The organism is Bradyrhizobium sp. JYMT SZCCT0428, from assembly GCF_018131075.1.
In the GTDB taxonomy this organism is placed as follows: domain Bacteria; phylum Pseudomonadota; class Alphaproteobacteria; order Rhizobiales; family Xanthobacteraceae; genus Bradyrhizobium.
The window spans coordinates 22,257-42,466 of record NZ_JAFCLS010000019.1; the positions used below are offsets into that span (position 1 = coordinate 22,257).

Annotated in this window: 25 protein-coding genes and 1 pseudogene; 17 read left to right on the forward strand and 9 right to left on the reverse strand. The window is 63.7% G+C overall.

Annotated elements, in window-relative coordinates:
* Positions 1–205: 205 nt before the first annotated feature.
* The 13 genes from flgB (at position 206) to JQ575_RS20540 (ending at position 11,201) form a co-directional block, all read left to right on the forward strand.
* Complete coding sequence (gene flgB, locus JQ575_RS20480) at positions 206–616, forward strand: flagellar basal body rod protein FlgB (RefSeq protein ID WP_212035008.1); 411 nt, start codon at positions 206–208, stop codon at positions 614–616.
* 26 nt (positions 617–642) lie between these two features.
* On the forward strand, positions 643–1,071 hold the full coding sequence (gene flgC / locus JQ575_RS20485; RefSeq protein WP_212035009.1) for a flagellar basal body rod protein FlgC: 429 nt from the start codon (positions 643–645) through the stop codon (positions 1,069–1,071).
* Positions 1,072–1,087: 16 nt separating this feature from the next.
* On the forward strand, positions 1,088–1,402 hold the full coding sequence (gene fliE, locus JQ575_RS20490) for a flagellar hook-basal body complex protein FliE (RefSeq protein ID WP_212035010.1): 315 nt from the start codon (positions 1,088–1,090) through the stop codon (positions 1,400–1,402).
* Between the two features lie 117 nt (positions 1,403–1,519).
* Positions 1,520–1,783 (forward strand): flagellar biosynthesis protein FliQ, encoded by a 264-nt coding sequence (gene fliQ, locus JQ575_RS20495; protein WP_192740264.1) that lies wholly within the window; start codon positions 1,520–1,522, stop codon positions 1,781–1,783.
* 17 nt (positions 1,784–1,800) lie between these two features.
* Complete coding sequence (gene fliR / locus JQ575_RS20500; protein ID WP_212035011.1) at positions 1,801–2,571, forward strand: flagellar biosynthetic protein FliR; 771 nt, start codon at positions 1,801–1,803, stop codon at positions 2,569–2,571.
* A gap of 23 nt (positions 2,572–2,594) precedes the next feature.
* Complete coding sequence (gene flhB, locus JQ575_RS20505) at positions 2,595–3,668, forward strand: flagellar biosynthesis protein FlhB (protein WP_212035012.1); 1,074 nt, start codon at positions 2,595–2,597, stop codon at positions 3,666–3,668.
* A 220-nt stretch (positions 3,669–3,888) separates the two neighbouring features.
* A complete protein-coding gene (gene cckA, locus JQ575_RS20510) occupies positions 3,889–6,450 on the forward strand; it encodes a cell cycle histidine kinase CckA (protein WP_212035013.1) in 2,562 nt (853 codons plus the stop codon).
* Positions 6,451–6,616: 166 nt separating this feature from the next.
* Positions 6,617–7,030, forward strand: a complete 414-nt coding sequence (locus JQ575_RS20515; RefSeq protein WP_212035014.1) for a hypothetical protein — start codon at positions 6,617–6,619, stop codon at positions 7,028–7,030.
* A 168-nt stretch (positions 7,031–7,198) separates the two neighbouring features.
* Complete coding sequence (locus JQ575_RS20520; protein WP_212035015.1) at positions 7,199–7,756, forward strand: hypothetical protein; 558 nt, start codon at positions 7,199–7,201, stop codon at positions 7,754–7,756.
* A gap of 152 nt (positions 7,757–7,908) precedes the next feature.
* On the forward strand, positions 7,909–8,892 hold the full coding sequence (locus tag JQ575_RS20525; protein WP_212035016.1) for a Tim44-like domain-containing protein: 984 nt from the start codon (positions 7,909–7,911) through the stop codon (positions 8,890–8,892).
* Positions 8,893–9,048: 156 nt separating this feature from the next.
* Positions 9,049–9,711: a lectin gene (locus JQ575_RS20530; RefSeq protein WP_212035116.1), complete on the forward strand. Its 663-nt coding sequence runs from the start codon at positions 9,049–9,051 to the stop codon at positions 9,709–9,711.
* A 119-nt stretch (positions 9,712–9,830) separates the two neighbouring features.
* On the forward strand, positions 9,831–10,664 hold the full coding sequence (locus tag JQ575_RS20535) for an amidohydrolase (protein WP_212035017.1): 834 nt from the start codon (positions 9,831–9,833) through the stop codon (positions 10,662–10,664).
* Positions 10,665–10,823: 159 nt separating this feature from the next.
* On the forward strand, positions 10,824–11,201 hold the full coding sequence (locus tag JQ575_RS20540; RefSeq protein ID WP_212035018.1) for a hypothetical protein: 378 nt from the start codon (positions 10,824–10,826) through the stop codon (positions 11,199–11,201).
* A 109-nt stretch (positions 11,202–11,310) separates the two neighbouring features.
* On the opposite strand, the gene JQ575_RS20545 is transcribed toward JQ575_RS20540, so the two are convergent.
* Complete coding sequence (locus tag JQ575_RS20545) at positions 11,311–11,751, reverse strand: DUF3606 domain-containing protein (RefSeq protein ID WP_212035019.1); 441 nt, start codon at positions 11,749–11,751, stop codon at positions 11,311–11,313.
* Between the two features lie 223 nt (positions 11,752–11,974).
* On the opposite strand from JQ575_RS20545, the gene JQ575_RS20550 reads away from it, so the two are divergent.
* Positions 11,975–12,682, forward strand: coding sequence for a glutathione S-transferase (locus tag JQ575_RS20550; protein ID WP_212035020.1), 708 nt, complete (start codon positions 11,975–11,977; stop codon positions 12,680–12,682).
* A gap of 161 nt (positions 12,683–12,843) precedes the next feature.
* On the opposite strand, the gene JQ575_RS20555 is transcribed toward JQ575_RS20550, so the two are convergent.
* From JQ575_RS20555 to JQ575_RS20580, 6 genes and pseudogenes are all read right to left on the reverse strand, one after another.
* Positions 12,844–13,203: a GFA family protein gene (locus JQ575_RS20555; protein WP_212035021.1), complete on the reverse strand. Its 360-nt coding sequence runs from the start codon at positions 13,201–13,203 to the stop codon at positions 12,844–12,846.
* A 7-nt stretch (positions 13,204–13,210) separates the two neighbouring features.
* A pseudogene (locus JQ575_RS20560) lies at positions 13,211–13,784 on the reverse strand (methyltransferase family protein).
* Positions 13,785–13,922: 138 nt separating this feature from the next.
* Complete coding sequence (locus JQ575_RS20565; RefSeq protein ID WP_212035022.1) at positions 13,923–14,108, reverse strand: hypothetical protein; 186 nt, start codon at positions 14,106–14,108, stop codon at positions 13,923–13,925.
* 140 nt (positions 14,109–14,248) lie between these two features.
* Positions 14,249–14,722 (reverse strand): hypothetical protein, encoded by a 474-nt coding sequence (locus tag JQ575_RS20570; RefSeq protein ID WP_212035023.1) that lies wholly within the window; start codon positions 14,720–14,722, stop codon positions 14,249–14,251.
* Positions 14,723–14,794: 72 nt separating this feature from the next.
* On the reverse strand, positions 14,795–15,373 hold the full coding sequence (locus tag JQ575_RS20575; protein WP_249166780.1) for a hypothetical protein: 579 nt from the start codon (positions 15,371–15,373) through the stop codon (positions 14,795–14,797).
* Positions 15,373–15,903: a hypothetical protein gene (locus JQ575_RS20580; protein ID WP_212035024.1), complete on the reverse strand. Its 531-nt coding sequence runs from the start codon at positions 15,901–15,903 to the stop codon at positions 15,373–15,375. The genes JQ575_RS20575 and JQ575_RS20580 overlap by 1 nt, the downstream gene beginning before the upstream one ends.
* A gap of 124 nt (positions 15,904–16,027) precedes the next feature.
* On the opposite strand from JQ575_RS20580, the gene JQ575_RS20585 reads away from it, so the two are divergent.
* The 3 genes from JQ575_RS20585 to JQ575_RS20595 are packed head-to-tail and all read left to right on the forward strand — an operon-like array spanning position 16,028 to position 18,838.
* Positions 16,028–17,680 carry a fumarate hydratase gene (locus tag JQ575_RS20585; RefSeq protein WP_212035025.1) on the forward strand — a complete coding sequence of 551 codons (1,653 nt, stop codon included), beginning with the start codon at positions 16,028–16,030 and terminating at the stop codon, positions 17,678–17,680.
* Positions 17,681–17,711: 31 nt separating this feature from the next.
* The gene (locus tag JQ575_RS20590; RefSeq protein WP_212035026.1) at positions 17,712–18,155 is read left to right on the forward strand and encodes a MaoC family dehydratase; all 444 of its coding nucleotides are present in this window, start codon (positions 17,712–17,714) and stop codon (positions 18,153–18,155) included.
* Positions 18,152–18,838 (forward strand): DUF429 domain-containing protein, encoded by a 687-nt coding sequence (locus JQ575_RS20595; protein ID WP_212035027.1) that lies wholly within the window; start codon positions 18,152–18,154, stop codon positions 18,836–18,838. Before JQ575_RS20590 ends, JQ575_RS20595 begins: the two co-directional genes overlap by 4 nt.
* A 28-nt stretch (positions 18,839–18,866) precedes the next feature.
* Here the strand turns inward: JQ575_RS20595 and JQ575_RS20600 are convergent, their stop codons facing one another.
* Together JQ575_RS20600 and JQ575_RS20605 are read right to left on the reverse strand one after the other, a co-directional pair.
* Entirely contained in the window at positions 18,867–19,823 is a 957-nt protein-coding gene (locus JQ575_RS20600; RefSeq protein WP_212035028.1) for an SH3 domain-containing protein, read from the reverse strand.
* Between the two features lie 38 nt (positions 19,824–19,861).
* On the reverse strand, positions 19,862–20,158 hold the full coding sequence (locus JQ575_RS20605; RefSeq protein WP_212035029.1) for a hypothetical protein: 297 nt from the start codon (positions 20,156–20,158) through the stop codon (positions 19,862–19,864).
* Positions 20,159–20,210: the final 52 nt, after the last annotated feature.

The following is a 20,210-nucleotide window of genomic DNA, read 5'->3' on the forward strand; positions in this document are numbered from 1 at the left end:
CGACTTCTGAGCGCTCCCGGCCGCGTCGGCCGTTGCTGGTTAACGCAGGTTTCGTGGCGAAAATGCGCTCTTTTGGGCGCCGGCCCCGTGCAACCGCGTTGTCCACGGCCTGATTCTGCGGATTTTAACCAGCCGTTAACCATACACCGGGCAAATTCTGCCTACCTCGCGGCGTCTGCCAGAGGTTAACGAGGACCCGCTCGCGATGGCCATCAACGATCTTCCGATCCTGTCGGCGCTGCGCACTAAGATGCAGTGGCATCAGGAGCGCCAGCGGGTGCTCGCCGAAAACATTTCCAACGCCAACACTCCGAACTTCAAGCCGCGCGATCTGGTGGAACCGAAATTCGACAAAAAAGGTTCCACCGTCGGCGGAGGGTTCGGTTCGATGGCGATGATGCGCACCAGCGCGAGCCATATCGGCGTTTCCGGTAGCGGGCAGACCTTCGACGGCGATGGCGGCAAGAGCGGTTTCCTGACCCGGCCCGCCGGCAACGCCGTCAATCTGGAAGACCAGATGATGCGGGTCTCCGCCAACCAGATGGACTACGCGGCGGCCACCTCGCTCTACACCCGCAGCCTCGGACTTCTCAAAACCGCGATTGGAAAGCGCTGACGCGCCGCATTTAGGGGAACCGGATCATGGCAGATGATGGTGGAAGCGACTTCGCCCGCTCGATGAGCATCGCGACCTCGGGCCTGCGCGCGCAGGCCGGGCGGATGCGGGTGATCTCGGAAAACATCGCGAACGTGGATTCCACCGCACCGAATTCCGCCGGCGATCCCTACCGCCGCAAGGTGCCGACCTTCTCCTCGGCGCTGGACCGCACGATCGATGCGAAAGTGGTGACGCTCGGCAAGGTGCGCACCGACCAGTCGGCGTTCCGCATCAAGCACGAGCCGAGCAACCCGGCGGCGGACGCCGCCGGCAACGTCAAATACCCCAACGTCAACCCGCTGGTCGAAATGACCGACATGCGCGAAGCCCAGCGGTCCTATGAGGCCAACCTCAACATCATCAGCGCTACGCGCCGGATGATTCAACGCACGCTCGACATTCTCAAGGCCTGAACAGGAATCATAGACCATGGCTTCACCGACAGTTGCAGCAAACGCCTACGCCGCGCTCTCGCGCATAATGGAGACCGGCGGCGCCGAGAAGGGCGGCCAGAAATCGGACGGCGGCCCGTCCTTCGGCGCGCTGCTCAAGGATGCCGTCGGCAGCGTGATGGAGGCCGGCAAGAAGTCCGACGCCCAGACCATCGCGATGACCTCGGGCAAGGCCAACGTCATGGACGTGGTGACGGCGGTGGCCGAGACCGACGTCGCGGTCTCGACGCTGGTGTCGGTGCGCGACCGGGTGATCCAGTCCTACGAAGACATCATGAAGATGCCGATTTGAGCTGTCCTCATCCTGAGGAGCCGGCGCAGCCGGCGTCTCGAAGGATGGCCGCACAACGGCCTCATGGTTCGAGACGCGCTGCGCGCTCCTCACCATGAGGAACAAAGGGAATCCAAAATGACCGGTGCTGAAACCCTCGACGTGGCGCGCGATGCGATCTGGACCATCGTGGTGGTGTCGTCGCCCCTGATGGTAGTCGGCCTCGTGGTCGGCGTCGTGGTGTCGCTGTTCCAGGCGCTGACGCAGATCCAGGAGCAGACGCTGATCTTCGTGCCGAAGATCCTGGCGATCTTCGTGACATTATTGCTGGCGTTGCCGTTCATGGCGGATTCGCTGCAAGGCTACATGATGCGGATATCGTCGCGAATCATAGGCGGATGATGCACTGTGCGTAGACCATGCGCATCGATGTCTCCATGCTGCCGGCCCTTGCCGCCACCTTCATGCTGGTGTTTGCCCGCGTGGGGGCGATGGTGATGCTTTTGCCGGGATTTGGCGAGAGCAACATCCCGGTCCGGATCAAGCTTGCGATCGCGCTGTTGTTGACGCTGATCATCCTGCCGCTGCACCGCGCCGCCTATCAGGTCGATCTGACCTCGATGAGCGCGATGGGCGTTCTGATGGTGCACGAGATCGTCATCGGCGTGGTGCTCGGCGCCACCGCGCGGGTGACGCTGTCGGCGCTGGCGGTCGCAGGATCGGTGATCGCCCAGCAGCTCGGCCTCGGCTTCGTCACCGCGGTCGATCCGACCCAGGGCCAGCAGGGCCTTCTGATCGGCAACTTCCTCTCCATCCTCGGCATCACGCTGTTGTTCGCCACCGACACCCATCACCTGGTCATTGCGGCCCTCAACGAGAGCTACCGGATCTTCTCGCCGGGCGAGACGATGCCGACCGGCGATGTCGCGGCGCTTGCGACCCGGGCTTTCGCCGCCGCCTTCAAGATCGGCCTGCAATTGTCGGCGCCGTTTTTGGTGTTCGGCATCGTCTTCAACATGGGGCTCGGCATTCTGGCGCGGCTGATGCCGGCGATGCAGGTCTATTTCGTCGGTGTGCCGCTCTCGATCCTGATCGGCTTCTTGATCTTCGCCGGCGTCCTCACGGCGATGATGGGCACCTATCTGAACTACTTCACCGGCGTCATGCACGAGCTCACACCGCTTAGATAAAGATAAAAAGCTAAGGCGCCGCGATGGCCGACGATAGCGACGATAAAACAGAAGACCCTACGCAAAAGCGTCTCGACGACGCGCATGCCAAGGGAGACGTTGCCAAGAGCCAGGAGGTCAACACCTGGTTCGTGATCGCGGGCGCGACGCTTGTGTTGTCGACCTTCTCGGGCTCGATCGGCGGCGGCATCCTGATGCCGATGCGCAATTTGATCGCCAATGCCGGCACGCTGCGCGCCGACGGCTCGGCGCTGCTGCAACTCGGCAATACGCTCGGCATTGCCGTGCTGGCGGCGATCGGCGTGCCGCTGCTGATGCTGATGATATCGGCCATCGCCGGCAACATGATCCAGCACCGGCTGGTGTGGTCGTCGGAATCGCTGACGCCCAAATTCAGCAAGGTGTCGCCCGGCGCCGGCTTCAAGCGCATCTTCGGCAAGCAGGCGCTGGCGAACTTCCTCAAGGGCGTGTTCAAGCTGGTCGCGCTCGGCGCCGTCATGATGGCGGTGCTGTGGCCGGAGCGCCACCGGCTGGAGTCGTTCCTGGCCTTCGATCCGACGGCGATCATGGGCGTCACCACCAGTCTGACGCTGCATCTGATGGGCGCGGTGGTGGCGATGCTGGCTGCCGTGGCGATCGCGGATTACTTCTTCCAGTACCGGCAGTGGTTCGAGCGGCAGAAGATGTCGCTGCAGGAGATCAAGGACGAGTTCAAGCAGTCCGAAGGCGACCCCCACATCAAGGCCAAGATCCGGCAGTTGCGCCAGGCCAACATGAAGAAGCGCATGATGACCGATGTGCCCAAGGCCAGCGTCATCATCACCAACCCGACCCACTATTCGGTGGCGCTGTCCTACGACCGCGGCATGTCGGCGCCGGTCTGCGTCGCCAAGGGCGTCGACAATATCGCGTTCAAGATCAGGGAGATCGCCAAGAAACACGACATTCCGATCGTCGAGAACGTGCCGCTGGCGCGGGCGCTCTATGCCACCGTCGATGTCGACGAGGAAATCCCGGTCGAGCACTATCATGCGGTTGCCGAAATCATCGGCTTCGTCATGGGGTTGAAGCGCGACGCCGCCGGCCGGCGCAACTGACGGATGGGGCGGAAATTGCCCTGAAATGCGTGGGATAAGGCCCTGGGCGATAATTTTTTGCGTGTTTTCTTCACTCGAACCGGTGCTCATTTCCCTTGAAACCGCTATTGATGCCAATTAGCCGCCTGATGGACTTGCGCTTGCCGGTCCGATTCAGGCACTCAAGGAAGGCGCGCAGATCAGCGCGCCATCCCATGCCGACGGGCTTGCGTCCCCTGATATGACCGCCGAAACCGACAGCCATCCGTCCCCCGAGCCCTTCGCGGCCCAAGAGCCGGCGCGGCGCAGCGGCAGCATCGTGCTGGTGCTGCTGGTGGCCGCCGGCATCGTCGCGATCGCGGTCGTGCTGATGACCATCGGTCGCGCCCAGGCCCAGCCCTATATCCTCGGCGTGCTGGCGCTGCTGGCCATGGTCGGCCTGTTCAATCTGTTCGCCTTTGCCGCCGGGATCATCCGCTTCACCGACCGCTCTACCGATGATCCGGTGATGGGGCGGATCGCCGACCACGCCCATGACGGGCTCGCGGTCACCGATTCGCGCGGCCATGTCGTCTATTCCAACGCCGCCTATCTGGCGCTGACGGGGGCCGCGACCGCCCAGGAGGTGCGCCCGATCGAGCGCGTCTTCATCGGCAATCCCGACGTGTCGGAGGCGGTGTTCCGCCTGCTCAAGGCGGCGCGCGAGGGCAAGCGGAAGCAGGAAGAAGTCCGGATCGCAGGAACCGACGGCGCCCATGGCCGCTGGCTGCGGATGCGGGTGCGTCCGCTCGGCGCCAGCAAGCGCGAGGCGAAATATTCGGTGTGGTCGATCGCCGACATCACGCGGGATCGCGAACGCCAGGAGGACGTCTTCAAGGAATTGCAGCACGCGATCGAATATCTCGATCACGCGCCTTGCGGCTTCTTCTCGGTCAGTCCTTCAGGCGAGGTCGTCTATGTCAACGCGACGCTGGCGGGCTGGCTCGATCACGACCTTGCCGAGATCGGATCGGGCGGCTTGAAGCTGACCGATATCGTATCGGGCGACGGTGCGTCGCTGCTGACCTCGATCGTGGCGGTGCCGGGCGAAGTCAAAACCGAAGTGCTCGACATCGATCTGCGCATGCGCAGCGGCAAGACCATGCCGGTGCGGCTCTATCACAAGCTGGCGTTCGGCGCCGACGGCGTGCCCGGCGCGTCGCGGACGCTGGTGATCAGCCGCGCGCGCGACGAGCATTCCGACCCGGAGCGCGCCGCCGAAGTGCGCTTCATGCGGTTCTTCGACCATACCCCGATGGCGATCGCGACCGTGGACCGCGCCGGCGCGGTGGTGCGCGCCAATGCCCGCTTCGCCAAGCTGGCGCAAAGCCTGAGTGCGGATGGGGCTGCCAACAAGTCGATCTTCCGCAGCGTGAACGCCCGCGACCGCAGCCTGCTGATCGCGGCGATCAACCAGGCGGCTGAAGGGCAGGGCGACATCGCGCCGGTCGAAGCCATGCTCGACGGTGCCAAGGAGCGCTGGGCGCAGTATTTCGTCACCGCGGTCGAGGAGGACGAGCGCGAAACCGAAGCCGCCATCGTCTACATGCTGGAAACCACCGAGCGGCGCACGCTCGAGAACCAGATCAACCAGTCCCAGAAGATGGACATGGTCGGCCAGCTCGCCGGCGGCATCGCGCACGATTTCAACAACGTGCTCTCGGCCATCATGATGGCCAACGACTTCCTGCTGAACGCGCACAAGCCGACCGACCCGTCGTTCCAGGACATCATGCAGATCAAGCAGAACGCCACCCGCGCCGCGACGCTGGTGCGGCAGCTGCTCGCGTTCTCGCGCCGCCAGACCCTGCGGCCGCAGGTGCTCGACCTCGGCGACGCGCTATCCGATCTCACCATGCTGCTGCGCCGCCTGATCGGCGAGAAGGTCAAGCTCGACCTGGTGCACGGCCGCGATCTCTGGCCGGTGAAGGTCGACGTCTCGCAGTTCGAACAGGTGATCGTCAACCTCGCCGTCAACGCCCGCGACGCGATGGCCGATGGCGGCAAGCTGACGGTCAAGACCAGCAACGTCACAATGGATGAAGCCGCGCTGTTGTCCTACAAGGGCATGCCGGCGGCGGATTACGTCCGCATCGACGTCGCCGATACCGGCACCGGCATCCCCGCCGAGATCGTCGACAAGATTTTCGAGCCGTTCTTCTCCACCAAAGAGGTCGGCAAGGGCACCGGCCTCGGGCTGTCGACCGTCTACGGCATCGTCAAGCAGACCGGCGGCTTCGTTTACGTGGATTCGAAAGCGGGGGAGGGCACCACGTTCCGCATCTTCCTGCCGCGGCACCGTCCCGAACTGGAAGCCGCGCCCGAACCGCAGGTTACCAATGGCGCCGCCAAGGAAGTGGCCGAGCCGCCGAAGCCGCAGGCCGACCTGACCGGGCAGGGCACCATCCTGCTGGTCGAAGACGAGGACGGCCTGCGCTCGCTCAACGCGCGCGGTCTTCGTTCGCGCGGCTACAGCGTGATCGAGGCCGCCAACGGCATCGAGGCGATGGAAGCGCTGGAGGAGAAGAACGGCGCCGTCGATCTCGTCGTCTCCGACGTGGTGATGCCGGAAATGGACGGCCCGACGCTGCTCAAGGAAATGCGGCTGCGCAACCCCAACCTCAAGATCATCTTCGTCTCCGGCTACGCCGAAGAGGCGTTCGACAAGAGCCTGCCGGAGAACGAGCAGTTCGCCTTCCTCGCCAAACCGTTTGCGCTCAGCGCGCTGGTCGCGAAGGTGAAGGAGACGATGACGGCATCGTAAGGCCGCTTTCGGTGTTCGGTCCGGATTTCAGGATTTGCTGCGAGGCAGGAACGGCGCTTGTTCCCGCCGATTGGGCCGGAAAACCCACGCCACCATACATTTGCCGTTCTGAACGGGGTTAAGGTGTCCGCTTACGGCACCGACGCTGCTCACGAAGGCAAGTTGCATGACCGATCCTGCCACGGTTCCTGAGGCGGCTGACGCCGCGGAAACAGCGCATTTTCTGCGCCGTTTCGCCGACATGATGTCCAACGGGCAAAACGCCGAAAATCTGCTGCGCGCGGCCGACCTGATCGACGGCCTGATGGCGCGCGTTTCCGGCGCCTTCGATGAGGAACAGCTGTGGCGCTACAAGTACGAAACCGTGTCCCACCAGAATGACGAACTGGAAACCGAATGCGAAAGCCTGCGGCATGACATCGAGCGCCATGTAAAGCTTTCCAGTTTCATCATCACCGAGCGCGATACGCTCAAGACGACGCTGCAGGGGCGGGAGGCGGAGCTGCTCGAACTCGGCGACACGCTGAAGCTAGCGCAGGAAACCTTGAAGGGTGCACAGGAGGAGGCCGCGACGAAATAGCAGGCGCATGAATCCGCCCTGGCCGAGCTTGGTACAGGCTTCGATCAGGAGCGTGTCGCGCTGAAGGCAAGCCTGCAAGCGAGCATCAAGCAAATCGAGCAGCAGCGCAGCGAGTTTCTGCGCGAGCGCGACGAGCTCTCGGCAAAGCTGTCGCAGAGCGAGGCCGTCATGGCCGAGTTCAGGCTTGCCTTTGATCGTGAGCGTGACGATTGGCAATCCAGACTGCGATCGCGCGAGGACGAACTTGCGACGATCCGCGTCGCGACCGCGAACGAACACGAGGAGCTGCAGCAGAGGATCGAGGCGCTCGAGGCCAAGCGCGAGGAGCTTCGGTCGGCCTTTGACCGGATCAGCCAGCTCGGCGTTGCGGCCACCGACCCGCGCGCGGAAGCCCAGGGCGGCTCGCCTCCGGTTCAACCGCAAGAGCGGGATTCAGCGCCGGGAGAAAACAGCGCGGTCGTGCCGAAAGAGACCCTGCGCCAGGCGCGGGCGCAATTCGAATTTCTGGCCAAGGAATGCGTTCGCCGCGGCGATGTCGCGACCCAGGCCATGTGCGAGCTCGGGGCCCACACCATGGATCAGGCCCTCGTGGCCGAGGAAACATCGCATCCATCGCCGGTCGGTGAGGTGGCGTTAAGGATCCTCGGGCCGGTCCTTGCACCGGTCCCCGGACGCGTCGCCGCCGATCCCCAACCGACTCGCCAGGTCCACGCGGAAAACTCCTAAGTTCCAACGGGTTCAAACCCACAACCGGCCTAATCGTCACATCCCCGCGACTGAGGGCCGCAGCGCTTGTTCCCGTTTACGGCTTCACTTTTAAGCAGCTCTGCCCATCTTAGGGGCTGCTTCCCCATGCCGGGGAATTGAGGAAACAAGATATGAATTTCTCGCAAAGCACGCGCGGAATTGTTCGGGCTTTCGCCATCGTCCTGTCGCTGGCGGTTCCCCTCGCGATGGCGGTCTCGTCGGCTGACGCCCGGGTTGGCGGCGGCAGCAGCTCCGGTTCGCGGGGATCGAAGACCTATTCGGCTCCGCCCAGCACCACCACGGCGCCCAACGCGGCGCAGCCCATGAACCGTACCTTCAGCCAGCCGGGCGCACCGGCGGCCGCTGGAGCCGCCGCAGGGGCAGCCAAGGGTGGCTTCTTCAGCCGGCCCGGTATGGGCATGATGATGGGCGGTCTCGCCGCAGGCTTCCTCGGCGCCGGCTTGTTCGGCATGCTGTCCGGTGGCGGGCTGCTCGGTGGCCTCGGTGGGATTGCGTCGATCATCGGCTTGATCCTGCAGGTCGGCCTGATCCTGATCGTGGTCAAGCTGGCAATGTCGTGGTGGCAGCGCCGCCATACCCCGGCGGCCGCCTATGCCAATTCCGCTGCCGGACCGGCCGCGGGTTCAGCCCCTCCGCAGACCGGCTTCGGCTCCGGAATGGGCTTTGGTCTGGGATCGAGCGCCCCCGCGCCGCTCGAGATCGGACCTTCCGACTACGAGGCGTTCGAACGGCTGCTTGGCGAAGTCCAGGCCGCATGGTCGAACGAGGACGTCGCGAAACTGCATACGCTCGCTACGCCCGAGATGGTGTCGTACTTCACCAAGGACCTCGAGCAGAACAAGGCCAACAACGACGTCAACAAGGTGTCCGACGTCAAGTTGCTGCAGGGCGACCTCGCAGAAGCCTGGCGCGAAGGCCAAACCGATTATGCGAGCGTCGCGATGCGCTTCTCGCTGGTCGACAAGACCCTCGAGCGCGGCACCAACCGTCTGGTCTCGGGCAGCGAGACCCCGATCGAGGCGACCGAGGTGTGGACCTTCGCTCGGCAATCCGGCGGACACTGGGAACTCTCGGCGATCCAGCAGACCAACTGATCTTCTGCTGAACGCTAAAACATACAAGGCGCCGCGGTTGATTCCGCGGCGCCTTTTGCTTTGCCGCTATGCCTCCGGAATAATGATTGCCGCGGCGTGTTGATACGGCGTGCCAACAAGAAAAAATGGGAGGCTTTGATGAACCTTGTTTCCAGGATGATCTCACCGGCCGCTTTCGTCCTCGCGGCGATCTGGGTTTTCGCCGCAGCGCCGGCGCAGGCGCAATCGGCCGACACCAGCTTCTTCGTGACCAGCAACGGCATCGGCAATGGCGGCAATCTCGGCGGTCTCGCCGGGGCGGACAATCAATGCCAGACGCTGGCGCAGGCGGCCGGCGCGGGCGCCAAAACCTGGCGCGCTTATCTCTCGACCCAGGCCGCCGACGGCAAGCCCGCCGTCAATGCGCGCGACCGCATCGGCAACGGACCGTGGAAGAATTCCAAGGGCGCGGTGGTCGCCAAGGATGTCGCCGAGCTGCACGGCAGCAACGGTCTCACCAAGCAGACTGCGCTCAGCGAGAAGGGCGATGTCATCAATGGCCGCGGCGATACGCCGAACCGCCATGACGTGCTGACGGGCTCGCAGCCGGACGGAACGGCCTTTGCAGCCGGCGAGGACCGCACCTGCAAGAACTGGACGAGCAGCACGCAGGGGGCGGCGATGGTCGGGCACATCGACCGTGTCGGCCTGCGCGACGACGACGCCTCGAAGTCCTGGAATTCGTCGCATCCGTCGCGCGGATCGGACGGCGGCTGTTCGCAGAACGATCTGAAGAGCACCGGCGGCGACGGCCTGATGTATTGCTTCGCGGCGAACTGACGAAGTCATTCCGGAATGGTGCGTTAGCACCATATCGCAGATGCGCAATTGCGCATCGGGGAATCTCGAGATTCCGGGTTCGATGCTTCGCATCGCCCCGGAATGACGGGGGAGGGTTCATGAAGATCATCGACGCGCAGGTTCACATCTGGTCGCAAACCGTGACGCCGACGTCGGGGCTGCATCGCAAGGTCGCGAAGTTCACGGCCGAGGAAGTTTTGGCCGAGATGGATGAGGCAGGGGTGGATGCAGCGCTGATCCATCCGCCAGCCGGCTGGGATCCTGATTCCAACGCGCTGGCGATCGAGGCGGCCCGGAAATATCCGGACCGCTTTGCCATCATGGGCAATTTTGCGCTCGAGAATCCCGACAACCGCACGCTGATCCATGGCTGGCGCAAGCAGCCCGGCATGATGGGGCTACGCTGGCCGCTGCTACTGGAAGCGCACCAGAAATGGCTCTACGACGGCTCGCTCGACTGGCTGTGGCCGGCGGCCGAGCAGGAGGGGCTGCCGCTGGCGATGATGGGCGGACTGTTCCTGCCGAAATTTCGCGAGATCGCCGAACGGCATCCCGCCCTGAAGATGATGCTGGATCATTGCGGCCTGAACCGGCACGGGCGAGATGCCGAGGCGTTCATCCATCTCGATGAACTGCTGGCGCTGGCGCAACTGCCGAACGTCGCGGTGAAGGCGACCGGCGCGCCGCATTATTCGACCGAGGCCTATCCGTTCCGCAACATCCATGATGGGCTGCACCGCATCTTCGATGCCTATGGGCCGAAGCGGATGTTCTGGGGCACCGACATCACGCGGATGCCGTGCAGCTACCGGCAATGCGTCACGTTCTTCACCGAGGAGCTGCCGTGGCTGAAGGGCGCCGATCTGGAGGACGTGATGGGCCGCGCGCTCTGCGACTGGATCGGCTGGGACTATGCGAGCGTGCGCGGGTAGCGTCGCAAGCGAAGCGCGCGCCGTTTAGAAGTCGTTAGCGATGTTCGTCAAGGTAAATATTGTTTTCAAGTTGACGCATGGTGTTGCTCGGCTAGATCATTCAAACGGACGAAGTTGCGTGCAACTTCACGAATTTTCTTCAAGCCAGCAGGTATAATCATGTCTCGCGTTATTGCCGCCGCCTTCGCCACCGCGCTCGCCGCAGCCGTCATCCCGACCGCCGCTTCTGCCGGCTGTTATTCCTGCTACCAGCCGCAGCCCTGCTGCGGTCCGCAATATGTGCAGCAGGTGGTCCCGGCGGAGTACCGTACGGTGCAGGAAACCGTGATGGTTTCGCCCGGTCGCGTCACCGCGTATCGCACCCCGGCGCGCTATCGCACCGTGATGGTGCCGAAGACCGTGATGGTCTCGCCCGGCCGCGTCCACTATGAACGGACAGCCCCGCGATACGCCGTCCAGCAGCGCGTTGAAATGGTTGCGCCGGCCCGTGCCTATTATGCGCCGGTCGCGCCGCGTTGCGCCACCTGCGGTTATTGAGCCTCACGCAAGCCGCCATCGCCTGAAGCCGTCGCCCTGTCCGGCGACGTGCCCACGCGATCGCGGTGCAGTTGCTCGAAGAAGCCATGCCCGGCTTTGAGGCCGCCTTTCAGGCGGCCTTTTTCTTTGATGCCTTTTTGGCGGTCTTCTTTTTTGCAGCCTTCTTTTTGGCAGGCGCTTTGACGGTCTTGGCGGCTTTCTTCTTGGTCGTTTTCTTCTTGGCCAGATAGGCGCCGACGTTTTTCGACGAATGCCCGACGGCGGCGACGGCAGCCTTCAGTTTCGCCGGGGTGACCTTGAACTTCTTCGACCAGTAGCGGACTTCGTAGGGCTGGCTGATGGCGATCAGCGCGCGGTCGGCGGCCTTGTGCTTCTGCTCCCCGATATAGGCTTCCACTTTCCTGGCGGAGTGGCCGACCTTCTTGACGGCGGCTTTCAGCTGGGCCGGCGTGATCTTCAATTTCTTCGACCAATAGGCGACTTCGTAAGCTTCGCCCATTGCGATCAGCGCGGCATCGGCGCCGCCGCGCTTCTTCTTGTTATCCGTCATCCCATGCTCCTGTCGTGTTGAGGAATTCGGCACCCAAGAGGAACCTAACACGGCCTCCCGCCTTCGGACAGATTCGCGCCTGTGGAGAATTCAGGCGGTTGCGAAACGCAATGGCGTGGCGATCGGGCGTCAGGGCCGGCCGGCATTGTGACGAACGAAATGCGGACTGATGTGTTATGGCTGCGAGCAGGGCTCTTGCTGCAGGTCTTTGGAGATGCCGTCGATGCGCTATCAACTGTATTACTGGCCACATATTCAGGGCCGCGGCGAATACGTCCGGCTTGCGCTGGAAGAAGCCGGCGCTGCTTATACCGACGTGGCGCGAAGCGGCAACGGCACCAGCGCGATGATGAAGATGATGGAGACTGCAAAGGGCACGCCGCCCTTTGCGCCGCCGTTCCTGAAAGCGGGAAACCTCGTGATCGGCCAGACCGCCAACATCCTGCTCTATCTCGGCGCGCGCCATGGGCTGGCGCCGAAGGCAGAAGCGGCAAGGCTGTGGGTGCACCAGCTGCAGCTCACCATTGCGGATCTTGTGCTGGAAGTTCACGACACCCATCATCCGCTTGGTTCGTCGCTCTATTACGAGGAGCAGAAGGCGCCGGCCAAAAAGCGCACCGCCGAATTCTGGAAATCACGCCTGCCGAAATATCTGGATTATTTCGAGGAGCTGCTGGCCGCCAATGGCGGCGCCTACGTCACCGGCCGGCGCCTGACCTATGTCGACCTGTCGCTGTTCCAGATCGTGGAAGGGCTGCGCTACGCCTTTCCCAAGCGCATGAAAGCGTTTGAAAAGAACATTCCCGCCCTGGTCGAGCTGCATGGCCACGTCGCCGCGCGGCCGAACATCAAGGCCTATCTCGCCAGCGAGCGGCGGATTGCGTTCAACGAGGACGGGATCTTCCGGCACTACAAGGCGCTGGATGTGTGAGAGGCGCGCGTCGCTGCGGACTTAACCTCGCCCCGCTTGCGGGGAGAGGTCGGCGCGTAGCGCCGGGTGAGGGGGTACCGGACTATCAACTCGCACCACCTCGTGGAGAGAGCCCCTCACCCCAACCCTCTCCCCGTGAAGAACGGGGAGAGGGAGCGCTATCACCTGCTCCTGCCATCCACCGGCGTCATCGTCACCTTCGATAGCTCGATGCCGTCGATGCAGCTCACATTGAGCGCCACCACTTCGCTGCCGTCAGGTCTGGCGCCGCGCGCAAAAACCTCGACGCCGCAATCGATGCAGAGCTGGTGGCGGATCGCGTGCTTGTTGAAGAGATATTCGCGCAAATTGTCCTCGCCGGCGCGGAGCTGAAAGCTCTTCGGCTCCAGGAAGGTGATATGCAGGCCCTTCTTGGTGCAGATCGAACAATTGCAGGCGGTGACCATTGCGAGGTCCGTGGTGCATTCGAACCGAACTTGGCCGCAATGGCAGCCGCCCGTGTAGGTCTTGTTTTCAGGCATGTGTCCCTCACCAGATTCCCGGAATCAGACGATAGCGCACGCGCGCGGCGTAGTCAGCATAGCCCGGCAGGCCTGCGATCAGCGCGCGCTCCTCAATACGGGCGCGGACCGCGAACAGGATGGCGAACAGCGGCGCCAGCGCCACGCCCGACCACGATCCCAGCAGCAGCGGCACGCCGATGAAAAACAGCATGATGCCGCTGTACATGGGATGGCGGACGAAGGCGTACGGACCCGTCGAGACCACATGATGGTCGCGCGCGGCCTGTACCTTGATCACGGGGGCCGCGAACGAGTTTTCGCGAAACACCCACATGATGAAGCCGGTCGAGAGCACGCCGGTCCAGCCCCATCGCGACGAACCAGATCAACCCCGTGGCGGCGAAGACCAGCATGAATTTCTTGTCGGCGGCCGGCTGTTCCTCGCGTGCCGTCAGCCGCAGCCGCTCGGCGAGCAGCGCGGGATCGGTTTTCGCAAGCCACAGGCCGCAGGCCGGGCCGAGCATTGCGGAGGTCGCAAGGCACGCCCATGCGCCGGGCCAATGCAGCGTGCCGGCGGAGGCAAACAGCAGCGCACCCATCCCGACGACGAAGAAAGTGTTCTGCAGCAGCCGCACGTTTGCCGAAAAATCGCGCGATCATGACGCCCCGTGCAATGGGGATACCCGCATGATCGCGAAGCTGTTGTTGGCCCCGACCAGGCCAAGGGCGAGCAGCCTCTATGCGAACTGGTCGATCCGCGTTCCCTGTCCGGGCGGCAGGGCGGCAAGCAGCGTCGGCTTCGGCAGGCGCGTGCCGTCGGCGGCGGCGCCGTTTTGTACGTCGGCGGGCTTCACTTCTGGCTTGGGCGCGCTGGCTTCAGGCGGCTTGATCAGCACCGGCGCGGACACAGCAGAGATATCCATCGGCATCATCCTTTTCGTTGCCTCCGACACTGGAGGCATTGAAGCGAACGATGTGTAAATCCCGGCCGGCGATCCCGCCCGATGGTGAACGGGGCGCTCGAAAATTCATTAGAATGCAGCGGATCCCGGAAGGGGCACCGCTACTCGTCCTTGCCGCGGGTGACCGCAATCGAGGCCTCGGTCTTGGTCCGCGTGCATTCCATGTTGAGCCGGCGGAAGCGCATCGAAACCTTGTCGCCGCGCAGGATGCCCATCCGCTTCATGCAGCGCGTCGAGCCGGTCACGACGTCGGGCTTCGGAATGGTGAAGACGAGCGCGCCGGCTCTCGCGACCATGTCGAGAAATTCCGGTTTGAATTTCCGGTCGGTCTTCGCATAGAGCTCGAGCGAGTAGCTCTTGCCGCGGCAGCCGATCGAGAGCTCCTTCGCGGAGGGATGCGTCAGATAGACGATGTTGGCGGCCTTGAAGTTGACCTTGATCCCGTCGACCTGGCTGGCGAGTTGCTTGGCGACGTCGTCGCAGCGGTCGGCGCGGGCCGGCGAGGCCGAGAAGGCGGCCAGCGCCAGCGCGGCCGCGACCAGGACCGATCGGCGAAACTGTCGTCTTGATGTCATTTGTAAATGCCCCTCTGGGCCCCATTGAAGCTTGCGCGGCAGCTTCCTGCAAGAGGCCTGCTCGAATGTCAATCAGAAGCCGCGCATCATCATTGCGATAAAGAACGCCGTCGTGGTGAACAGGTTGAGCAGGGTCGGCGTGCTGACCAGCGCCGTGGCGGCCCCGAGCCGCTGGTCGCGCGCCGCACAGGCGATGGCAAAGGCGGCGATCAGCGGGAACAGGATGATTTGCACTGATGTTTCCAGCGCCGCGTAAGGGCCGTTGAAAGCGAGCCCGTGCCTGATCACCGAGGGCATGTAGCTCAGCCAGGTCATGAGCATGACCGCGCCGAGCGCCATGACCGCGTGGCGCACGTAACCGATGGCCGCGAACAGCAGCGCCGACAGCGCCAGCACCGGATGGACGGCCAGGTGCAGCTTGACGATGGCCGCGCCGATGCCGTGACCCGGGACTTTCGACATGTCGTCCAGCAGCGTCGGCGCGCTCGACATGCCCCAATAGAGCTCCAGCAGCGCGATCACAGACAGCGCGATGCGCAGGCCGATCCGGCGCGGCGCCGACGTGGCAGGCGCGATCCCGGCCGCCGGGGCAGGCGCGCGCAACTCGGCCGTTGTCATCGGTGTCCCCATTGGCTTGCCGGCGTCGTGCATCAGGTCCCGCGCATGGCGCGGCCGATGGCAATCGCGATGATGGCGGCAATGTTGAACAGGGTGGGAAGGCTGACCAGCGCGGTGGCAACGAGCAGCCGCAGGTCGCGCGCGGCAAGGCCGATCGCGCACACAGCCAGGAGCGGAAACGCGATGATCTGCGCAGGGGACCAGATCGCGCCGAAGCCGACCGCGTCTATTCCTGACGACACCACTGTCGGCATGTATTTCAGCCAGGTCACGAAGATGACCGCGCCGAGCATGACAACCGCAGGCCGCACGCGCCCGAAACCGGCGAATACCAGGGCCGCCAGCGCCAGCAACGGGTGCATGACGCTGGCAGCGCCGCTGACGGCAGGCACCTCGATTTCAGGATCACCGAATATCCCCCAAGCCACCGATAGGCCGTCGAGGAGTTCGAGCACCGCGATGATGATCAGGGCGATGCTGAGGCCCGACAGGCTGGTTGCCGCCGGGACCGGGGGAGGGGCGGCCACTGTCTCGGTCGACACTGCGGTGGGAACAGTCGTCATTCTCGATTTCGATTGCTGATGGCCATTCGGGAACCTTCCTTTTGTGTCAAAAGTGCTTAGAACGGTTCAAATGCCGGGGTGTCCCGTGGACGCTTCCGCCCCCAAAACCTTGCGAGCCCAGCCCATGAACGCCCCGACCGCCTTTCCCGACCAAAAGCCCGTTCCGCCCTACAAGCACACGCCGCTGTTTCCGCTGGGCGCGGACACCACGCCCTACAAGAAGATCACGACGGATGGCGTGCGGGTCGAGAAGGTTTTGGGCAAGGACATGCTGGTGGTGTCGCGCGAGGCGCTGCGGGCGCTGTCGGAAGCCGCCTTCGGCGACATCAATCATTATCTGCGGCCCGGCCATCTGAAGCAGCTGGCGAGCATCCTCGAGGACAAGGAAGCCAGCGACAACGACAAGTTCGTGGCGTTCGATTTTCTGAAGAACGCCAACATCGCCGCCGGCGGCGTGCTGCCGATGTGCCAGGACACCGGCACCGCGATCATCATGGGCAAGAAGGGCGCCCGCGTGATCACCGACGGCGACGACGAGGCCGCGCTTTCGGAAGGCGCGCGCGACGCCTACCTGCGCCGTAACCTGCGCTATTCGCAGGTGGCTCCGATCTCGATGTATGAGGAAAAGAACACCGCCAACAACATGCCGGCGCAGTGCGAGATCTACGCCGAGGGCGATGACGCCTACAAGTTCATGTTCATGGCCAAGGGCGGCGGTTCCGCCAACAAGAGTTTTCTGTTCCAGGCGACGCCGTCAGTGCTGACCAAGGACCGCCTGCTGGCGTTCCTGAAGGAGAAGGTGCTCACGCTCGGCACCGCCGCGTGCCCGCCCTATCATCTGGCGATCGTGATCGGCGGCACCTCGGCCGAGCTTTGCATGAAGACGGTGAAGCTGGCTTCCGCGCGCTATCTCGATGCACTGCCCACCCATGGATCGGCCGATGGCAACGCCTTCCGCGACCTGGAGATGGAGCAGGAGATCCTGAAGATGACGCAATCGCTCGGCGTCGGCGCGCAGTTCGGCGGCAAGTATTTCTGCCACGACGTGCGCGTGATCCGGATGCCGCGTCACGGCGCGTCGCTGCCCATTGGTCTCGGCGTGTCCTGTTCGGCCGACCGCCAGGTGCTCGGCAAGATTACGAAGGACGGCGTCTATCTCGAGGAGCTTGAGCACAACCCCGCGCAGTATCTGCCGGCGGTCGAACAGGCGCTCGGCGGCGAGGTGGTCAAAATCGATCTCAACCAGCCGATGAAGGATATTCTGGCGACGCTTTCAAAGCATCCGATCAAGACGCGGGTGTCGATGACCGGCACCATGATCGTCGCGCGCGATTCCGCCCACGCCAAATTGCGCGAGCGGCTGGAGAAGGGCGAGCCGCTGCCGGATTACTTCAAGAACCATCCGGTCTATTACGCCGGCCCCGCCAAGACGCCCGACGGCTACGCCTCCGGCGCGTTCGGTCCGACCACCGCGGGACGCATGGATTCCTTCGTCGACCAGTTCCAGGCGGCGGGCGGCTCCATGGTGATGGTCGCCAAGGGCAACCGCGCGGTCGCGGTGCGCGAGGCCTGCAAGAAGCACGGCGGCTTCTATCTCGGCTCGATCGGCGGCGCCGCGGCAAACCTCGCCGAGCACTGCATCAAGAAGGTTGAGGTGGTGGAATATCCCGAACTCGGCATGGAAGCGATCTGGCGCATCGAGGTGGTGGATTTTCCGGCCTTCATCATCATCGACGACAAGGGCAATGATTTCTTCAAGGAATTGAATTTGGGGTGAGGGCGTATCATTCAAAAGCATCGAGGGCAGGATGGTCGAGTGGTTCGACGACCTGAAGGTCGGCATGCGCTTCAAGACCGACACCGCTGTGGTGTCGAAGGAAGATATTATCCGCTTCGCCCAGGAGTATGACCCTCAGCCGTTCCACCTCGACGAGGAGGCGGCGAAGAAGTCCATCCTCGGCGGCCTTGCCGCGTCCGGGTGGCATACGGCCGCGATTGCGATGCGGCTCGCCGCCAACGCAAAGCCGTTCGGGCCGCATCCGCTGTTTGGCGCCGGCGTCGACGATCTGCGCTGGCTGAAGCCGGTGCGTCCCGGCGACACCATCCACCTTGAAGGTGAGGTGGTGGAGCTGACGCCCTCGCGCTCAAAACCGCACGGCGTCGTTCGCATCAAATGGACGGCCTATAATCAGCGCGGTGAGGCGGTCTACACCTTCAATCCGATTGCGATCTTGCCAAGCCGGCCGAAGTGAGCGGGGGCGGGAGCTGCAGAGCTGTCGGCCTCGATGGATTCGGCAACGGCTGGGTCGCAGTGCGTCTTGAAGGCGGCACACACGAAATTTCCTTCCATCGCGATGTCTCGCAAGCGTTGTCGCTCCCATTCGATCGGGCAGGGATCGATATCCCCATCGGCATGGTCGATGACGGCGAGCGCGTGTGTGATCTGCTCGCCCGCGACAAATTGCGCCCGCACACCTCGCGTGTTTTTACGGGCGCGCGGCGCTGGATTTGGCAAGACTTTGACAATCCCGACGAAGCGAACAGGGAATGCCTGCGCCGCGGCCAGAAGCGAGTGTCGCGCCAGCTCTGGCATCTCGGACCGAAGATCATGGAGGTAGACGCTTTCCTGCGTGCGCATCGCGCGCTTGATGTCCGCGAGGTCCATCCCGAACTGGTGTTTCTGCGGTTGAACGCAAACAAACCCTTGCCGTCGAAGAAATCCGGGGAAGGAGATTCGCTTCGTCGGATGTTGCTCAAGCGGAGCGGGCTTGGCGAGATCGAGCAATGGCTCGGCAAGGCGCGGATCGGCACCGGCGCGAAGCGTGATGATGTTCTGGACGCTTGCGCCGTGGCGCTTGCCGCGCGCGAACCTGCAGGCAGCGTCGGATCGCCGTCACCGGACGCTCACGGCCTGCCGATGCAAATCTGGTTCTAGCGGCGCTCGCCCCGAGCAGCCCCACCCCTTAACTGCAATTCGTGACCTGGCTGGAGCACAGGCTACGCCACCAGCCGCGTACACCGTCCTGGCTTTCGACGAGGCCCCAATAGCCGCTGCAGGCGAGGAGGCGCTTCGGGCCGCCATCGGTGTCGAGCGGGCCGCCGAGCTTGCGCATCGCTTGCGTCCACTTCGCATCGGCGAATGGGGCCTGAAACAGCCCGCCCATGCGCGTGCCGCCATTGGCGTAATTCGCGCCGACCTTGTTGGCCGCGACCCAGCCGCGCCCGGCATAGGGTTTTGGCGCGTTGCGCGGATATTTCTTCTCGTCCTCATAATCCTTGCCGGGCGGCGTCGCGCCCTCGATCAGGAACCAGCCGTCCTTGAAGCCGATGATGCGGAATTCGGTCAACCAGCCGTCTTCGGGTGTGTTCTCGCTGCCACCCATCTTCAGGCGATACGGCGGCGGCAGTGTGCCGAGCACGCGCGATTTCACCGAAGGTTCGGCGCGGACGTTGAGGCCTTTGGGATCGCGATCTTCCGACCAGGCGCCGAGATTGCAGGGCTCGGTACTATCAGGCAGCGTCGCGCGCTTGGCCGCAAGTTCGGCGTGCGATTTTGCGAACTCGCTTTCCTGACCGTCGGGATCGGTCATCGTGGTGTCGCGGTTGCCCCGCGTGGCGTCGCTGCGCGGCTTCAATTCCGCGGACAGCGCACGCCCATCCTTGTCGAGCCTTACGACAAGCACCTGGCGTGCCGCGAACACGCTGGCGGGGAATTTAGGGTCGTTTGAGCCTGCCGGATAGACCGCGAGGTATCCGGTCATATCAGCGGTGCGGTAGGCTTCGCCCGCGACAAAGTCCGCCGGCACCAGCGCCAGCGCGCTGGCGCGCCATGCCGGCTCGGGCTCGGGCGCGGATTGTGCGATCGCCGCCGTCACCAGGGAGGCGACGACGGCGATTGAAAGCAGTGCGGTCTTTTGCATGGATCGAACAGCGAGGGAGCGAATCTGCTCCCTCAGTATCAGGCCCGGGTGCCCGTGAACGGAAAACTGCCCATCGGGCCGATGCCCATTTCGCCGGACATGCTGTCGCCGGAGACCTTTCCAATAAACTCGAGGGTCAACGGCATCGGGTTGGTGATCGAGACCTTCCAGTTGACGGCGTCGCCGCTGATCGCGCCGTCGAAGATTTCGGCGGAATTCCCATCGGCGCCCTGCGTGCCGGTCAGCGTACCGCCAGAGGCCAACAAGGTCAGCGTCGCCTTGCGCTCGCCCATCGGCGTGGTCATGACGATATTCCAGTTTCCGTCAACGGCCATCTTGGTCTCCCCAATACATTTCCCAGCAACCGGAATGGTTCTGAGTTCTCCC

What these genes read in the sequence shown, in the direction of transcription:
- flhB (WP_212035012.1), top strand. Translation starts at nt 2,595, where the DNA reads ATGGCCGACGATAGCGACGATAAAACAGAAGACCCTACGCAAAAGCGT.
- JQ575_RS20580 (WP_212035024.1), bottom strand. Translation starts at nt 15,903, where the DNA reads ATGACGACTGTTCCCACCGCAGTGTCGACCGAGACAGTGGCCGCCCCT.
- JQ575_RS20570 (WP_212035023.1), bottom strand. Translation starts at nt 14,722, where the DNA reads ATGACATCAAGACGACAGTTTCGCCGATCGGTCCTGGTCGCGGCCGCG.
- JQ575_RS20525 (WP_212035016.1), top strand. Translation starts at nt 7,909, where the DNA reads ATGAATTTCTCGCAAAGCACGCGCGGAATTGTTCGGGCTTTCGCCATC.
- fliE (WP_212035010.1), top strand. Translation starts at nt 1,088, where the DNA reads ATGGCTTCACCGACAGTTGCAGCAAACGCCTACGCCGCGCTCTCGCGC.
- JQ575_RS20535 (WP_212035017.1), top strand. Translation starts at nt 9,831, where the DNA reads ATGAAGATCATCGACGCGCAGGTTCACATCTGGTCGCAAACCGTGACG.
- JQ575_RS20550 (WP_212035020.1), top strand. Translation starts at nt 11,975, where the DNA reads ATGCGCTATCAACTGTATTACTGGCCACATATTCAGGGCCGCGGCGAA.
- JQ575_RS20515 (WP_212035014.1), top strand. Translation starts at nt 6,617, where the DNA reads ATGACCGATCCTGCCACGGTTCCTGAGGCGGCTGACGCCGCGGAAACA.
- JQ575_RS20520 (WP_212035015.1), top strand. Translation starts at nt 7,199, where the DNA reads ATGGCCGAGTTCAGGCTTGCCTTTGATCGTGAGCGTGACGATTGGCAA.
- cckA (WP_212035013.1), top strand. Translation starts at nt 3,889, where the DNA reads ATGACCGCCGAAACCGACAGCCATCCGTCCCCCGAGCCCTTCGCGGCC.
- fliQ (WP_192740264.1), top strand. Translation starts at nt 1,520, where the DNA reads ATGACCGGTGCTGAAACCCTCGACGTGGCGCGCGATGCGATCTGGACC.
- flgC (WP_212035009.1), top strand. Translation starts at nt 643, where the DNA reads ATGGCAGATGATGGTGGAAGCGACTTCGCCCGCTCGATGAGCATCGCG.
- JQ575_RS20565 (WP_212035022.1), bottom strand. Translation starts at nt 14,108, where the DNA reads ATGGATATCTCTGCTGTGTCCGCGCCGGTGCTGATCAAGCCGCCTGAA.
- JQ575_RS20555 (WP_212035021.1), bottom strand. Translation starts at nt 13,203, where the DNA reads ATGCCTGAAAACAAGACCTACACGGGCGGCTGCCATTGCGGCCAAGTT.
- JQ575_RS20600 (WP_212035028.1), bottom strand. Translation starts at nt 19,823, where the DNA reads ATGCAAAAGACCGCACTGCTTTCAATCGCCGTCGTCGCCTCCCTGGTG.
- fliR (WP_212035011.1), top strand. Translation starts at nt 1,801, where the DNA reads ATGCGCATCGATGTCTCCATGCTGCCGGCCCTTGCCGCCACCTTCATG.
- flgB (WP_212035008.1), top strand. Translation starts at nt 206, where the DNA reads ATGGCCATCAACGATCTTCCGATCCTGTCGGCGCTGCGCACTAAGATG.
- JQ575_RS20545 (WP_212035019.1), bottom strand. Translation starts at nt 11,751, where the DNA reads ATGACGGATAACAAGAAGAAGCGCGGCGGCGCCGATGCCGCGCTGATC.
- JQ575_RS20575 (WP_249166780.1), bottom strand. Translation starts at nt 15,373, where the DNA reads ATGCACGACGCCGGCAAGCCAATGGGGACACCGATGACAACGGCCGAG.
- JQ575_RS20530 (WP_212035116.1), top strand. Translation starts at nt 9,049, where the DNA reads ATGATCTCACCGGCCGCTTTCGTCCTCGCGGCGATCTGGGTTTTCGCC.
- JQ575_RS20605 (WP_212035029.1), bottom strand. Translation starts at nt 20,158, where the DNA reads ATGGCCGTTGACGGAAACTGGAATATCGTCATGACCACGCCGATGGGC.
- JQ575_RS20585 (WP_212035025.1), top strand. Translation starts at nt 16,028, where the DNA reads ATGAACGCCCCGACCGCCTTTCCCGACCAAAAGCCCGTTCCGCCCTAC.
- JQ575_RS20590 (WP_212035026.1), top strand. Translation starts at nt 17,712, where the DNA reads ATGGTCGAGTGGTTCGACGACCTGAAGGTCGGCATGCGCTTCAAGACC.
- JQ575_RS20540 (WP_212035018.1), top strand. Translation starts at nt 10,824, where the DNA reads ATGTCTCGCGTTATTGCCGCCGCCTTCGCCACCGCGCTCGCCGCAGCC.